This is a genomic window from Arthrobacter sp. SAFR-179, from assembly GCF_059414945.1.
The window spans coordinates 285,522-300,096 of record NZ_JBPFDM010000004.1 but is presented as its reverse complement, the minus strand read 5'-3'; the positions used below and the strand labels follow the sequence as shown (position 1 = coordinate 300,096).

Genomic DNA, 14,575 nt, shown 5'->3' with positions numbered 1-14,575 from the left:
CTGGGCCATCGTTAGCTCCATGAAAACGGGCATAGCCCGCGTCCATCGCCGCACCCGAACACCACGCCGCCGAAGCGAAGGTTTTCAAATGAGGCAACGAATCCGGCTACGCGGAGGTTTTCAATGAGTCAACGCGACCCCTTGACACCGTTCCAGTAACGCGCGTAACCTCTATCACACGCACCAAGTAACGCGCGTTACCTATCCTGGCAGCATCACCACCACCACGGAGCATTCAATGGCGAAGACCACTACCTCGAAACCTGCCGCGGCTGCACGGCAGCGGGGTGTCACCATGAATGATGTTGCCAAGCACGCCGGGGTTTCCCGGACTGCGGTTTCGTTCGTGCTGAGCAACCGCGAAAATGCCAGCATCTCCGAGGAAACCCGCGCCCGGATCAACGAAGCCGTTCAGGCCTTGGGCTACCGCCCGAACGCCGGAGCACGTGCGCTGGCATCCCAGCGCAGTGACTGGTACGGGATTGTCACCGAGATCGTGACGGCACCGTTCGCCGTCGACATCATCAAAGGTGCACAAGACCAGGCCTGGCTGGACCGCAAGTTCCTGCTCATCGCGCCCTCCGACCAGGCCGATGCCGTAGGACCCAACCAGGGCCTGGAGGACGCAGCAACCGAGAAGCTGCTGGAGCAGCGGGTGGAAGGACTTCTCTACGCAGCCACGTTCCACCGTGGCGTGCACGTGCCGGAAAGCACCAAGGAAGTACCCACCGTCCTGATCAACTGCTTCGACGCCGACGGGAAGCTTCCCTCGATCGTCCCGGACGAGCGTGCGGGGGGCCGCGTCGCCGTCGAACGCTTGCTCCAGGCCGGCCACCGCAGGATCGGAGTCATCAACCTGGATCCGGACATTCCCGCGGCAATCGGGCGTTTGGCGGGTGCACGCGAAGCACTCGCCGAAGCCGGACTGGAGCTGGACCCCGGGCTCGTGGTGCCCGGATATGCAACGGCGGACGGCGGGTATGAGGCCGCGTGCCGCATCCTGGACCGCTACCCGCAGGAGGACAGGCCAACCGCGCTGTTCTGCCTCAATGACCGCATGGCGATGGGCGCTTACGACGCCATCAAAGAACGGGGCCTGACCATCCCCGGAGACATCGCCGTGATTGGCTTCGACAACCAGGAACTGATTGCGGCCTACCTCAGGCCCAAGCTGACCACGGTTGCGTTGCCGTTCGAAAAAATGGGCGCCCTGGGAGTCCAGACGCTCGCAGCCCTGACAGCAGGACAGCCGATAATTGCCGACCAGCAATTAGTCGGCTGTCCGCTGCTAGAACGCTCTTCGGTCTGACCGCGAAATCAATAGCGAAGAGCAACCCTCCCCCACCCCTTCACCTTGCTGATGAAGATAGGAAAGAGATACCCATCATGACACAACCCCGATTCCTGAGGGCTGCCCGCGTAACGGCAGCCGGACTTGCCGTAGGCGCACTCCTGCTGACCGGCTGTGCAGCCAACAAGCCTGCCGGCACCGACGCCGCGGCGAACGCCAGTGCCTTTCTCACCATCCCGCGTGAGGACATGGGCACGTTCGTCCAAAACTTCAACCCGTTCGCGCCCACCGTCAACCCGATGGTCCAGCAGTCCATCTACGAGTCGCTGCTGATCTTCAACCCCGCCAAGGGAGACACGGTGCCGTGGCTCGCCACTGAATGGAAGGCCGCCGACGACGGCAAGTCCATCAGTTTCACCCTCCGGGACGGCGTGAAGTGGTCCGACGGACAACCGTTGGTTGCCGACGACGTCGCGTACACCTTCGAGCTTCAGAAAAAACTCAAGGGCGGCTACGAGTACCTTGACGGCGTGGCCGCAGAAGGCAACAAAGTCACGTTCAACTTCAACAAGCCCTGGTCCCCCGCCCTCTACGACGTCGGGCAGCTGAGCATCCTGCCCAAGCACATCTGGTCCGCGCTGGCCGATCCGGAAAAGGACGCCAACGCCAAACCGGTCGGCACAGGCCCTTACACCGAGGTGGACAGCTTTCAGGCCCAGTCCTTCGTGCTGAAGAAGAACCCCAACTACTGGCAGCCGGAAAAGCAGAAGATCGCCGGTATAAAGATGCTTGCCTTTGCAGGTAACGACGGCGCCAACCTCGCCGCCGCGAACGGCGACGTGGACTGGGCTCCGCAGTACATCCCGAACATCGAAAAGACGTTCGTTTCCAAGGACAAGGAGCACCGGCAGTACTGGTTCCCGGCCACGGGTGCCATGATCAACTGGCAGCTCAACACCACCAAGGCCCCCTTCAACGATGTTGATGTCCGCAAGGCCCTGAGCATGGCCGTTGACCGGGAGCAGGTGACCAAGATCGGCATGAGCGGCTACGCCAAGCCTGCAGACTGCACCGGACTCTCCGGCAACTACGAGACCTGGAAGAACACCGAGGTCAAGGACAACTGCACCTGGACCAACCATGACGTCCAGAAAGCCAATGACCTGCTGGACAAAGCGGGTTACCCCAAGGGTGCCGGCGGCAAACGCACCCTCAAGGACGGCAAGCCCTTCGAATTCAAGATCTCCGTGGGCGCGACTTCTTCCGACTGGCTGTCGGTTGCCAACGTGATCTCCCAAAACCTGGCAGAGGTTGGCGTTACGGCCAAGGTGGAATCCCCCGACTGGGCCGCCGTGGTTGCCGGCTACGAGACCGGCGACTTCGACTCCGGCATCGTCTGGAGCGCCAACGACCCGAGCCCGTACAAGTACTTCAACGCCTCCATGGGCACAGCCACAGTGAAGCCGGTGGGCACCAAGGCGTTCGACAACTACCACCGCTTCGGCGACCCCAAAGCTGACGCCCTGCTGGCGGAATTCGCTGCAGAGGCCGACGAGTCCAAGCAAAAGGACATCGCCAACAAGCTGCAGGAAGAGTACAACGACGCCGCACCGCTGGTGCCGCTGTTCTCCGGCCCGGAATGGGGCGCCTTCAACGACACCCGCTTCACCGGCTGGCCCACCGAGGGCAACCCCTACGCAACCCTCTCGGTGAAGTCGCCCACCACGGTGCTGGTGCTGACCACGCTGGAACCGCGCAAGTAATCCCCACCGCCTCCCTGGCCTCGCTCCGCTTCGGCTAGGGAACCCTGGCGGCGTGGGCCCACCCGCCCACACCAGCTGGCCGCCGGCATCCCCGGCGGCCAGCCCTGAACTGCACGCCCGGCGGCACCTCGCCGTATGGACGGACATCCCCGCCGGGCGTGCAACCAAAACTTTCCGCAATTCCCGAATGGAGGGAAACCGTGCGCTTCATCCTGCGCCGCCTGGGTTTCTACCTGATCGCCTTCTGGGCATCCATCACCCTGAATTTCCTGCTCCCGCGCTTCATGCCGGGGGATCCCGTCTCCCGCATGTTTGCCCGTTCCCAGGACAGAATGCAGCCTGAACAGATCGAGGCCCTGCGCAAGCTGCTCGGCGTTGACGACCGGCCCCTCTGGGAGCAGTACATCGGCTACCTGACCAACATCTTCACCGGGCAAATGGGCGTTTCCATCTCCCGGTTCCCCACCCCGGTCACCGAGGTCATTTCGTCCCAGATCGGCTGGACCCTCCTGCTCGGCGGAACCGCCCTGGTGATTGCCGCCGTCGTGGGTAACCTGCTGGGCGTCCTGGCAGCCTGGCGCCGCGGCGGCGCGGTCGACTCCGCACTTCCACCGCTGCTGGTATTCATTGGCTCGTTCCCCTACTTCTGGCTCGCGATGGGTGCCCTGTACCTGTTCGGCGTAGTACTGAACTGGTTCCCCATCCGGCACGCCTTCACCGCCGGCCTGGAGCCCGGGTTCACCTGGGAGTTCATCGGCGACGTCGGCGCCCACCTGGTGCTACCGGCACTGACCATCGTGCTGGTTTCCATCGGCGGCTGGATGTTGGGCATGCGGAACACCATGATCGCCACCAATTCCGAGGACTACATCACCATGGCCGAAGCCAAGGGACTCCGTCCGGGCCGCATCATGCTCCGGTATGCGGCGCGAAACGCCATGCTCCCGTCAGTCACAAGCTTCGGCATGGGACTGGGATTCGTGGTGGGCGGTGCGCTGCTCACCGAGGTGGTGTTCGCCTACCCCGGCGTCGGCTACCAACTCCTCAACGCCGTCCAGGGCCTCGACTACCCGCTCATGCAGGGCCTGTTCCTGACCATCACCGCCGCCGTTCTGCTGGCGAACTTCCTGGTGGACATCCTCTACGTCCGCCTCGACCCGCGCGTGCGCAGCAACTAGGGGAACAAATCATGACAACCGCAATCCTGCAGCAACCCGGCAAAACAGCCGACAAGACCCCGGCGGCCCGCAAGCCCAACCGCAGCTTCGTCCACGGCCTCATCACCAACAAAAAAGCCCTGACAGGCATGGCCGTGATGCTCGTCTTCATCGCACTGGCCCTGCTGGCACCGCTGCTTTTCCCCGGCGACCCGTCGCGGATCACCGCCATGGCCTCGCTGGAACCGTCAGCCGAGCACTGGCTGGGAACTACGGCCAAGGGACAGGATGTGCTCGCACTGACGATCCACGGCTCCCGGAGTTCGCTGTTCGTGGGGCTGACCGTGGGCTTCGCGTCCACCTTCATCGGCATCCTGGTGGGACTTGCCTCGGCGTACTTCGGGAAGTTCATCGACGAAGCGCTGTCCCTGGTAACCAACGTCTTCCTGCTCCTTCCCGGCCTGCCGCTGCTGGTCATCCTGGCCGCGTTCCTGCCTCCGGGGCTGGGCACGGTGATTCTTGTGCTCGTGGTTACCGGCTGGGCAGGCTCAGCCCGCGTCCTGCGCTCACAGGCCCTCTCCATCCGTTCCAAGGACTTTGTGGCTGCGGCCGTGGTGTCCGGCGAACGGGCCGGAAGGATCATGTTCCGCGAAATCCTGCCCAACATGGCCTCGATCGTCATGGGCACCCTGCTGGCCTGCGTCATATACGGCATCGGCGCGCAGGCCGGCTTGGAGTTCCTGGGCCTGGGCGATGCCAGCACGGTCTCCTGGGGAAACAACCTCTTCTGGGCAGGCAACGAAGGCGCCCTGCTGACCGGCAGCTGGTGGGTGTTCGTGCCCTCGGGCGTCTGCATCGCACTGGTCGCCTTCGCCCTTGCCCTCATCAACTACGCAGTGGACGAGGTCACCAATCCGCGGCTGCGGAAGATCAAAACCCCGAAAGATACCGAAAGGAGCGCCGTCAAATGACCATCTCCCAAGTGTCCTTCGGCTCCCACGAACCCGTCCTGGACGTCAAGGACCTCACCGTCAAGTACATCGGCGACACCCGCTCCACCACCGCCGTCGACCGCGTTTCCTTCAGCATCGGCACCGGTGAGGTGTTCGGCCTCGCAGGAGAGTCCGGCTGCGGGAAGTCCACCATCGCCAACTCGATCATGCGGCTCCTGAAGGATCCCGCGAAGATCGCAGGCGGCAGCATTTCCTTCGGCGGCAAGGACGTCCTGGCCATGAGCCCCGAGGAACTGCGGCGCTTCCGCTGGCAGGACGTGGCCATGGTCTTCCAGTCAGCCATGAACTCGCTCAATCCGGTGTTGACCATCGGCGAACAAATCGTGGACATCTTCACCACCCACGCCGGTTATTCACGGAAGGAATCCCTGCGGCGCGCGGGTGAACTGCTCGAACTCGTGAGGATCGACCCCGCACGCCTGAAGTCCTACCCGCACCAGCTCTCAGGCGGCATGCGTCAACGCGCCGTGATAGCCATGGCCGTGGCGCTCAAGCCGTCGCTGCTGATCCTTGACGAACCCACCACCGCGCTGGACGTGGTGGTGCAGCAGGAGATCATGGCACAGATCAGGGAGCTTCAGCGCGAACTCGGCTTCTCCGTCCTGTTCATCACGCACGACATGTCGCTCATGGTGGAACTCTCGCACCGAATGGCCGTGATGTACGGCGGCAGGATCGTGGAGACCGCGAAGGCCCAGGACGTCTACGCCAACCCCCGCCACCCCTACACCCAGGCTCTGATGGGCGCGTTTCCACCCCTCACCGGCCCGCGGGTTCCGCTGACGGGACTGCCCGACGGCGTGAAGTTCCGGAACATAGCGGACCTCACCGAGGCGGCACCCGGCCATTTCGTGGCCCCGCTTGGTCCCGACGCGTCAGTGATTGATTCCGCAAACCTGGCAGGAGCCGCACGATGAACCACTCCCTGACGTCCCCGGCCGCTGGTTCCCCCGCGGCCGATTCCACCACCCCCACCCCCGCCCTTGAAATCCGTGGTCTGGGCAAGTCCTTCCCTATTGGCGGGCTGTTCTCCCGGGGATCGGTCCGCGCCCTGCACGGTGTCGACCTGACTATTAACCGCGGCGAGATCGTGGCGCTCGTGGGGGAATCCGGTTCCGGCAAGAGCACCCTGGCGCGCTGTGTTGCCCGGCTCGAGAAGCCGAGCTCCGGCGCGATCCTGATCGACGGGGTCGACATCCTCAAGCGCGATCGGTTCCAGGCGTCGCGTGCGTTCCGGTCCCAACTGCAGATGGTCTTCCAGGACCCCTTCGGTTCACTGAACCCGGCACACAGGATCGAGCATTTCCTGCGCCGTTCCCTGGCGATCCACGGCAAGGGTGGCGGTTCCGGGGATGAAACCCGGCTCCGGCTCGAAGAGCTCATGACCACTGTTGGCCTGCAGGCTGACATGCTGGATTCGTATCCGCACGAGCTCTCCGGCGGCCAGCGCCAGCGGGTTGCGATTGCCCGGGCCCTCGCCGTTGAACCCCAGGTCATCCTGGCCGATGAGCCCACCTCCATGCTGGATGTTTCCGTCCGGATCGGCGTGCTGAACCTGATGCGCAAGCTCCGCGACGAGCAGGGCATCTCCATGCTCTACATCACCCACGACCTCGCATCCGCCCGCTACCTTGCGGACCGGACGGCAGTCATGTTCGCCGGTGAACTGGTTGAGGAAGGAGAGTCCATGGATCTGCTGTCCAACCCGGCGCACCCCTACACCCAACTTCTGGTATCGGCTGTCCCGGATCCCGCCCGCGCGGGCTCGTATGATCCTGTCCGCCGGGCCGAACTGCGGCAAGCGGTCATGGCTTCGACGAGCTGCGCTTACGACGGCGACCCGGACCAGCGCTGTTCGGCCGAAGAACCCGTGCGGCATCAGGTTGGAAACCCTGGAAACCGCCATTGGGTGCGCTGCCACCTTTACCGGCCGTGGGCCGGCAGCGACGGCCATGCCCTGGCGGGCGAACCGGCGCAACCCAACCTCCCGGCGTCGAACGCTCAAGAAAAGGCCTCCGCATGACTGACCTGACCCACCCGCTGGCCACCGTTCCCCAGGATGAGCTGACCGCCCGCGCCGAGGCCGATCCCCTCCGGCCGCGCTTCCATTTCGTGTCACCGGCCGGCTGGCTCAACGATCCCAACGGCGTCAGCCAATGGAACGGCAGCTACCACCTCTTCTACCAGTACAACCCGGAGGGCGCTTTCCACCACCGCATCCAGTGGGGCCATGCCACCAGCACTGACCTGGTCACGTGGACGGACCAGCCAGTTGCCCTGGAACCGTCCGAGGGGCCGGACGCCGAGGGCTGTTGGTCGGGGGTATTGGTGAATGACGGCGGCACGCCCACCCTGGTGTATTCGGGGCGCTCCGAGGGCAAGGAGCTGCCATGCGTCGCCGTAGGATCCCCGGACCTTTTGAGCTGGACCAAGGACCCCGGAAACCCCGTAATTGCAGCACCACCCGTTGGCGAGGACATTACGGCCTACCGCGATCACTGCGTTTGGCGTGAAGGGTCCAAGTGGCGGCAGTTGGTGGGTTCAGGCATTCGTGGGCGCGGCGGTACGGCGTTCCTGTACGAGTCCGCAGATCTGCGGGCGTGGGACTACATCGGGCCGTTGTTCATCGGCGATGCCTCGGATGGCGATCCTGCTGACGCTGACTGGACGGGAACCATGTGGGAATGCGTGGACCTTTTCCGGGCCGGACCGGGTTCGCTGGGGTCTGCACCTTCTGACGGCTCACCGGACGTGCTGGTCTTCTCGGCCTGGAACGACGGCGACACCCGCCACCCGCTGTACTGGACCGGCCGGTACGCCGGGGATACCTTCGAGCCTGCGGCGCTGCACCGGCTCGACTACGGAGGCCGCTTTTTCTACGCACCGCAATCGTTCCAGGATGAGGCCGGCCGGCGTGTCATGTTCGGCTGGATGCAGGAAGGCCGAAGTGATGCCGCCATGGTGGAGGCCGGCTGGTCCGGCGTCATGAGCCTGCCGCGTACCGTCACTGCGGCGGACGACGGCTCTCTCCGCTTCGCACCCGTCCCGGAGATCAAGAAGCTGCGCCGTGACCACTCCAACCTGCCCGGACTGGTGTTGACCGGCGCCCTGGCGCCCGTGGAAACCGGCTTGTACGGCAGCCAACTCGACCTCGAACTGGACCTCCAGCTCGCGCCCGGCGCTCTGCTGCAGCTCGGTGTCCTGGGCTCCACGGACGGGGGCACCTCCGGCCGCCCCGCCGAGGAAACGGTCATTGAGCTCCGCAGGTCGGCTGACGGCGCCGGCGATGGCACGCTCCGCTTGGACCGCACCCAAAGCAGCCTCGATCCAGCCGTTGATGTGGAAGAAAAGTCCGGGCCCGTACCCATGCCCGAAGGCCGGGTGCACCTGCGCGTCATCCTGGACCGGTCCGCCGTCGAAATTTTCGCCAACGGAGTACCGCTGACAGCGCGCGTCTACCCCACACTGGGCGGGGAACACGTCAGCCTTGCCGCCGAGGGCACGGCCCAAATACTGTCCCTGGACGCATGGACCATGGCCGGCATCTTTGACGGTACCCGGAGCCTCTTTCCCTGACCACGCCGGGCTGTACATCAAAAACCACCCACACCGCAGCATCGACGCTGCCCAAAAACAAGAAGGAACTCATGGAAGGTTCACCCACGGTCTCCCGTCGGTCACTAATTACCGGAAGCGGGGCGGCTGCGCTCAGCGGCTCGCTCGCACTGTCAGCAACGTTCGCCGGGCCCGCCGCTGCCGTAACGGCCAAGACACCTGACCCCGGCTCAAAAGGCCCAATGTCAAAAGGATCACGCCGGATGCGCCCGACCTATCACTTCAGCGTCCCCGACAACTGGAAGAACGACCCCCAGCGACCCATCTACATCGACGGGGAATACCACTACTACTACCTGTACAACGGCGACTACCTGCAGGGCGGCGGAGGCACATCGTGGCGCCGCGCGACCACCACGGATCACGTCACGTTCACTGACCGCGGCGTCGCGATCCCGAAATTCAGCAACAACAACGGCGACTGCTGGTCGGGATCCCTTGTGGTCGACGAGCGGAACACTGCCGGGTTCGGCGAGGGTGCGGTGATCGCCCTGGTCACTCAGGCACCCGAAGGCCGTCAAGCGCAGTACCTCTGGTACTCAACCGACCGCGGGCGTTCGTTCCAGGCGGCCAGTTCAGCCCCGGTGCTGCCGAACCCCGGGGTGCAGGACTTCCGCGATCCCAAAGTGATCTGGGACGCTGACCGGGGGCGGTGGTTCATGGCGAACGCCGAGGGGCAGAAGCTCGGCTTCTACACCTCCGCGGACCTGCGGTCCTGGCAGCGCGTCGGCGAGTTCGTGCGCACGGATCTGGGGCTGCTGGAATGCCCTGATATCTTCCGGATGACCGCTGGCGACGGCACCTCCCACTGGATCCTCGGCACGAGTGCCAACGGCAAAGGCCGCGGCCTGCCCGCAACCTACGCCTACTGGACGGGCGCCTTCGACGGAACCTCATTCACGCCGGACCGGGCCGAGCCCGAATGGCTCGATTACGGCTATGACTTTTATGGAGCAGTCACCTATCCGCATCACGACACCTCAGGTGCGGAAGACGGCACGCTCCGCCGGGCAATTGGCTGGGCGAACTTTTGGGACTACCCCCACAACACGCCCACCCTGGAGACGGACGCCTACAACGGCGATGACATGATCGTGCGCGACCTCCGCCTCAAACAGACGGACGGTGTTTATCACCTCGTTTCCGCCCCCACCTCAGCGCTGGAAAACTATGTGAAGCGCGACCACGTCCTGGGTGATGTAGTTGTACGGGGCACCCGCGACCTCGACGTCCGCGCAGCCGCTTATGACCTGACCTGTGAGCTCGTGTGGGACCCGTCTTCCCCACCTGCCAACGTAGGTCTTGAGCTGTGCCGCGCACCAGGCGGCGGCAGGCACGTGGCCGCCGGAGCATACTTGCGGGGCCCCTTCGTGTATGTCAACAGACGGCCGACCGTCAACCCAACCGGCGGCGAAACCCAGACTCCCATCGGCCCCTCGACAGGACGTCTCAGCGTCCGCATCCTCGTGGACCTTACGAGCGTGGAAATGTTCGTCGGAGACGGTCGGGTGGTGCACTCGCACCGGGTGTTCCCGCTTGAAGGCGACAACGGAATCCGCCTCTACGCCCATGAGGGAACCGCAACTTTCCGGAACCTGACCATTCGCGAAATCAAGGAGATACGTTAGCCCAGGCCCTGACTGTCGGGGCAGGCCTTTCTGCGGACCAGGGCTATGGTCCGCAGAAAGGCCTGCGAGGCGAGACAGCCAGGACCTACCTCGCTCGGCCGAAGTGCCCGGGCCAATCCTTTGCCCGGATGCGGCGGAGCTCCTGGATCTCACCGAGCCTCCCCCACTCATTACGGCCCAATCGGGACAAGGGTTCCAAAAGGTCGATCTGCGGATGATCACCGTCAAGCACCTTTGTAGACACAACCGCGTAAACCACCCTGCCCAACACCAGCGTGCAGTTACCCACCTCCAAGATGCTATGCAATTGGCACTCCAATGCCACAGGCGAATCCTTTACCCGTGGAGGACTCACCACTGTGCTCGATTCCCGGGACAGTCCCACTGCATCGAACTCGCTCACAGCCGCCGGAAAGTCCGTCCCTGTGGCATTGACCTCTTCAAACAGCGAAGCCGGGGTGAGATTCACGACGAATTCACCCCGCGCCTGGATGTTGCGCAACGAGTCCTTCTCACCCACGGAAGTGAACTGAACAATCGGCGGATCCACGGACGCGACAGTGTAGAAAGAATGCGGCGCAAGATTGTCCACACCCTCCACGGATGTAGTGGACACCCAGGCGATGGGTCTCGGAACAACCACCGCCGTCAACAACTGATAGAAATCCCTCGACGGCATCTGGGCCGGATCAAAATCCTTCCGCGCCATATACCCTCCCGGCCCTCTCGATACCCATATCAACCACCTCAGGGGAAGATCCCATAAACAGAGACTTGCCCTGGACACGCAAGTTCCGGAACGTCACGTACTTCATACAAGCACTGCGCCTTAGGCGGCCGCGGGGAATACTCCTGCCCCTGCCAGTCCGGAACGCGGATTCGTACCGACGCGTCCGCAAATCCAGCGGCCCAGTTCCGTTGCCTTCTGCACGTCGATGCCCGTCAGGAAGCCGGCACGCCCGAGCATCCATGCAAGGTCCTCCGTGGAGATGTTTCCCGCTGCGCCGGGAGCAAAGGGGCATCCGCCGAGGCCACCGACGCTGCTGTCGAACACATCGACACCCGATGCCATCGCCGCATACGTGTTGGCCAGCGCAGTGTGGCGGGTCTCGTGAAGGTGCGCCCTCAACTGCAGGTCCGTTTCCCCGCGCAGCGTGGCGAAGGCCTCGCCCACCTGCCACGGCACGGCGCAGCCGATCGTATCCGCCAGCGCCACCTCCGCCAGGTTCGCACGGCCCATGGCACTGCGGACGACGTCGAGGGTCTGGTCGAGGGGAACGTCACCCTGGTAGGGGCAGCCGAAAGCGACAGCCGCCGTGACGCTGAGGGGAATGGATGCCGAGGCAGCGATGTCCGAGACTTCCTCCAGGGCCGCGAGGGCCGCATCAACCGTGGTGTTCTGGTTGGCTGCGGCGAACGCGTTGGTCACCGGGAGCACGTAGTTCATCTCGTCCACCCCGGCGTCGACGGCGCGTTGGGCACCCCTGGTATTCAGCACCAGGCCGATGTAGCTAACGGCGTCGGTGCGCGGGACCGCGGCCATCACGGCGGCGGCGTCGGCCATCTGGGGAACCGCTTTGGGATTCACGAAGCTAACGGCTTCGATGCGCTTCGCACCCAATCCGATCAGCTCTTCGATGAGCCGGACCTTGTCCTCCGTACTCACGGGAGTCTTCTCGTTCTGCAGGCCGTCGCGCGGGCTGACGTCCACGATCGAGACGGGCCTGGTTCCCTGGGCAAACGCCATCAGATTGCTCCTTCGTTACGCGCGTTCTGCAACTCTTCTTCGGTGAGGTTCAGGAGCCCCTGGTACACATCACCATTGTGGGATCCATGCACCAGGGGCCCGTTCCAGCCGATCCGGCCGGTGGAGCGCGTGAGCTTGGGGACGATTCCCGGCTGGACCACGGTGCCCAACTCGTCGTCAGCCACTTCCACGAGCATGTCCCGGGCTTTGAGCTGGGGATCCTCGAAAATGTCTTCAACCGTGCTCACCGTGCTGTTAGGAACACCATGTTCATCCAGCAGGCTGACCAGCTCGCCGGCGGAGTAGTGCACCGCCCAGTCGGCGATGATGCCTTCAAGCTCCTCCTGGTTGCGGCCCCGCTGCGCATGATCACGGTATTTCGGGTCCTCGGCGATGCCGGGCATGCCCATCGCCCTGGCCAGGCGGACGAAGACCGAGTCCTGGTTTGCCGCTATGACCACCCACTTGCCATCGCTGGACCGGAAGATGTTCGACGGCGCGATCCCCTTGAGTCCCGAGCCGCTGGGTCCGGGAACAATACCGGTGGCGGCGTAGTCCGGCACCGTACTCTCCAGCAGCGAGAAGCACGCCTCAACGAGCGATACATCCACCACTTGGCCGGTGCCGCCGCGGGCATCCCGCCAGTACAGCGCCAGCAGGATCCCCTGCAGCGCATACAGCGAGCCGAGGCTGTCCCCCAGGGAGATACCTGTACGGGGTGGCGGCTGATCCGGGTAGCCGTTCAGGTGCCGCAATCCGCTCCGCGCCTCGGCGACGGAGGCATACCCCGGTTTTGACGCTTCCGGACCGGTCTGCCCGTAGCCGGAGACCCGGGCGATGATGAGGCCGGGGTTGATCTTCCACAGCTCTTCAGGGCCCAGGCCAAGCTTTTCCATGGTGCCCGGCCGGAAGTTCTCCAGGATGACGTCCGCTTCCTTGCAGAGTTCAAGAAAGAGCTCCCGGCCGCGCGGGGCTTTCAGGTCCAAGGTGACGCACTTCTTGCCGCGGGACTGCACCGACCACCACAGGGTGTGGTCATTGACCCTCGCGCGGCCCCATTCGCGCATGGGGTCCGGCCTGTTGGGCGATTCCACCTTGATGACTTCGGCACCGAAGTCTGCCATCTGCCGTCCCGCGAAAGGGCCCGCGATCAGTGATCCCAATTCGAGGACGCGCACTCCGGACAGCGGACCGGTACCCTGGCCCGCGGTTTCGTGACGGTTTGCAGTGTCCGATCGCCTTTCTTCAGCGATCCCGTGGCCGCCCTCGTCCGCGGCGTCCTTGCCGCTCTTCGCTATGCCGGTTTCGAAAACCTTCATCAAATCTCAACTCCTGATTCCTGATGCGGACCCAGTGGGCGCCGTACACACGTGAAGCTCCGTGAGCCCCCCGTCGTACAGAAACCAGTATGCACAGAACTCTTCATATTGTGAACATAAAATCACGATATGGGCACAACCTCCGACGGAAGGCTTCCACCGATCAGCCGGGTTCCTTCAGCTGCCGCGGCGATGACCGGCTCTATCCAGGAAGCACACACGTCGTAGGGCATCCTCATGGTGGGACCCATGACGGTAAGGGCACCGTAGAGCTCAGCCTGCGGGCCGAAGATCGGAACTGACAACCCGCTGGCGCCGGAAACCCGCTCCCCGGTGGTGATGGCAAAACCGTCCGCACGGGTCTTCGCGACGGCGGCATCAAGGCTGGCTGCATCCGTGATGGTCTGGTCGGTGATGGACCGGAGCCCTGAGCCGTAGACCCTTTCCGCCAGTTCGGGGTTCCAGGCGAGCAATACACGGCCTGCCGAACCGGCGTGAATCGGCATGATGGTGCCAACGTCCACCGCCCTTCGAAGAACCCGCCGGGTCTCGGCCAATGCGACGCAGACCCTGCTTCCCTGCGATTCCCTGAAGATGCACACGGTTTCACCCAGCTCATCCCGCAACCGCCGAATCACGGGTGTCAGCAGCTCCAGGAAGTCCAGGCCCTGACGTGCGGGCGCCGCCCAGTGGGTCATGCGTATCCCGATCCGGAACTGGTCCTCACGCCGGTCCAGCAGTCCCTCATTCACCATGTTGGTGACCAGGCGCTGCACCGTGGAGTGCGGCAGCCCGGTCTCAGCCCGTATTTCGGCGAGGCTCATTTCAGGCCGCACCAGCGAGAAGGCATCCAGAATGGACGTGATCTTCTTCAGCACCAGCAAGGGGGAGGCGGCGTTTTCGATTGCGCTCATGCTCGATTCCGGATTCCTTCTGTTCTCTGGGCGGGGGCCGGCGGCTCTTCAAGCTCCCCTTGTAGTGTGACAGACGTTACTGTTAGCGTAGTGTCCACTATATGACCATCAACCCACAATGTGGTGAG

At 64.0% G+C, this 14,575-nt stretch carries 12 protein-coding genes; 8 read left to right on the top strand and 4 right to left on the bottom strand.

Features of this window, described 5'->3' with window-relative positions; all coding sequences use genetic code 11:
• The first annotated feature begins 238 nt into the window (after positions 1-238).
• The 8 genes from ACR65K_RS10185 to ACR65K_RS10150 all read left to right on the top strand — a co-directional run bounded on the left by ACR65K_RS10185 (position 239) and on the right by ACR65K_RS10150 (position 10,467).
• The gene (locus tag ACR65K_RS10185) at positions 239-1,309 is read left to right on the top strand and encodes a LacI family DNA-binding transcriptional regulator (protein WP_056333481.1); all 1,071 of its coding nucleotides are present in this window, start codon (positions 239-241) and stop codon (positions 1,307-1,309) included.
• Positions 1,310-1,386: 77 nt separating this feature from the next.
• Entirely contained in the window at positions 1,387-3,054 is a 1,668-nt protein-coding gene (locus ACR65K_RS10180; protein WP_056333476.1) for an ABC transporter substrate-binding protein, read from the top strand.
• Positions 3,055-3,254: 200 nt separating this feature from the next.
• The gene (locus tag ACR65K_RS10175; protein ID WP_056333473.1) at positions 3,255-4,232 is read left to right on the top strand and encodes an ABC transporter permease; all 978 of its coding nucleotides are present in this window, start codon (positions 3,255-3,257) and stop codon (positions 4,230-4,232) included.
• A gap of 11 nt (positions 4,233-4,243) precedes the next feature.
• Entirely contained in the window at positions 4,244-5,182 is a 939-nt protein-coding gene (locus ACR65K_RS10170; RefSeq protein WP_440152621.1) for an ABC transporter permease, read from the top strand.
• The gene (locus ACR65K_RS10165; RefSeq protein ID WP_440152619.1) at positions 5,179-6,141 is read left to right on the top strand and encodes an ABC transporter ATP-binding protein; all 963 of its coding nucleotides are present in this window, start codon (positions 5,179-5,181) and stop codon (positions 6,139-6,141) included. Before ACR65K_RS10170 ends, ACR65K_RS10165 begins: the two co-directional genes overlap by 4 nt.
• The gene (locus tag ACR65K_RS10160; protein WP_440152618.1) at positions 6,138-7,247 is read left to right on the top strand and encodes an ATP-binding cassette domain-containing protein; all 1,110 of its coding nucleotides are present in this window, start codon (positions 6,138-6,140) and stop codon (positions 7,245-7,247) included. Before ACR65K_RS10165 ends, ACR65K_RS10160 begins: the two co-directional genes overlap by 4 nt.
• A complete protein-coding gene (locus ACR65K_RS10155) occupies positions 7,244-8,800 on the top strand; it encodes a glycoside hydrolase family 32 protein (protein WP_440152617.1) in 1,557 nt (518 codons plus the stop codon). Before ACR65K_RS10160 ends, ACR65K_RS10155 begins: the two co-directional genes overlap by 4 nt.
• Before the next feature lie 242 nt (positions 8,801-9,042).
• On the top strand, positions 9,043-10,467 hold the full coding sequence (locus ACR65K_RS10150; protein ID WP_440152615.1) for a glycoside hydrolase family 32 protein: 1,425 nt from the start codon (positions 9,043-9,045) through the stop codon (positions 10,465-10,467).
• 85 nt (positions 10,468-10,552) lie between these two features.
• On the opposite strand, the gene ACR65K_RS10145 is transcribed toward ACR65K_RS10150, so the two are convergent.
• The 4 genes from ACR65K_RS10145 to ACR65K_RS10130 all read right to left on the bottom strand — a co-directional run bounded on the left by ACR65K_RS10145 (position 10,553) and on the right by ACR65K_RS10130 (position 14,447).
• Positions 10,553-11,176 (bottom strand): flavin reductase family protein, encoded by a 624-nt coding sequence (locus tag ACR65K_RS10145; RefSeq protein WP_440152613.1) that lies wholly within the window; start codon positions 11,174-11,176, stop codon positions 10,553-10,555.
• Positions 11,177-11,296: 120 nt separating this feature from the next.
• Complete coding sequence (locus tag ACR65K_RS10140) at positions 11,297-12,214, bottom strand: hydroxymethylglutaryl-CoA lyase (RefSeq protein ID WP_440152611.1); 918 nt, start codon at positions 12,212-12,214, stop codon at positions 11,297-11,299.
• Positions 12,214-13,533, bottom strand: a complete 1,320-nt coding sequence (locus ACR65K_RS10135) for a CaiB/BaiF CoA transferase family protein (protein ID WP_440152609.1) — start codon at positions 13,531-13,533, stop codon at positions 12,214-12,216. Before ACR65K_RS10135 ends, ACR65K_RS10140 begins: the two co-directional genes overlap by 1 nt.
• A 122-nt stretch (positions 13,534-13,655) precedes the next feature.
• On the bottom strand, positions 13,656-14,447 hold the full coding sequence (locus ACR65K_RS10130) for an IclR family transcriptional regulator (protein ID WP_056333450.1): 792 nt from the start codon (positions 14,445-14,447) through the stop codon (positions 13,656-13,658).
• Between the last annotated feature and the right edge of the window lie 128 nt (positions 14,448-14,575).

What these genes read in the sequence shown, in the direction of transcription:
- ACR65K_RS10185 (WP_056333481.1), top strand. Translation starts at nt 239, where the DNA reads ATGGCGAAGACCACTACCTCGAAACCTGCCGCGGCTGCACGGCAGCGG.
- ACR65K_RS10180 (WP_056333476.1), top strand. Translation starts at nt 1,387, where the DNA reads ATGACACAACCCCGATTCCTGAGGGCTGCCCGCGTAACGGCAGCCGGA.
- ACR65K_RS10170 (WP_440152621.1), top strand. Translation starts at nt 4,244, where the DNA reads ATGACAACCGCAATCCTGCAGCAACCCGGCAAAACAGCCGACAAGACC.
- ACR65K_RS10165 (WP_440152619.1), top strand. Translation starts at nt 5,179, where the DNA reads ATGACCATCTCCCAAGTGTCCTTCGGCTCCCACGAACCCGTCCTGGAC.
- ACR65K_RS10160 (WP_440152618.1), top strand. Translation starts at nt 6,138, where the DNA reads ATGAACCACTCCCTGACGTCCCCGGCCGCTGGTTCCCCCGCGGCCGAT.
- ACR65K_RS10155 (WP_440152617.1), top strand. Translation starts at nt 7,244, where the DNA reads ATGACTGACCTGACCCACCCGCTGGCCACCGTTCCCCAGGATGAGCTG.
- ACR65K_RS10150 (WP_440152615.1), top strand. Translation starts at nt 9,043, where the DNA reads ATGCGCCCGACCTATCACTTCAGCGTCCCCGACAACTGGAAGAACGAC.
- ACR65K_RS10145 (WP_440152613.1), bottom strand. Translation starts at nt 11,176, where the DNA reads ATGGCGCGGAAGGATTTTGATCCGGCCCAGATGCCGTCGAGGGATTTC.
- ACR65K_RS10140 (WP_440152611.1), bottom strand. Translation starts at nt 12,214, where the DNA reads ATGGCGTTTGCCCAGGGAACCAGGCCCGTCTCGATCGTGGACGTCAGC.
- ACR65K_RS10135 (WP_440152609.1), bottom strand. Translation starts at nt 13,533, where the DNA reads ATGAAGGTTTTCGAAACCGGCATAGCGAAGAGCGGCAAGGACGCCGCG.
- ACR65K_RS10130 (WP_056333450.1), bottom strand. Translation starts at nt 14,447, where the DNA reads ATGAGCGCAATCGAAAACGCCGCCTCCCCCTTGCTGGTGCTGAAGAAG.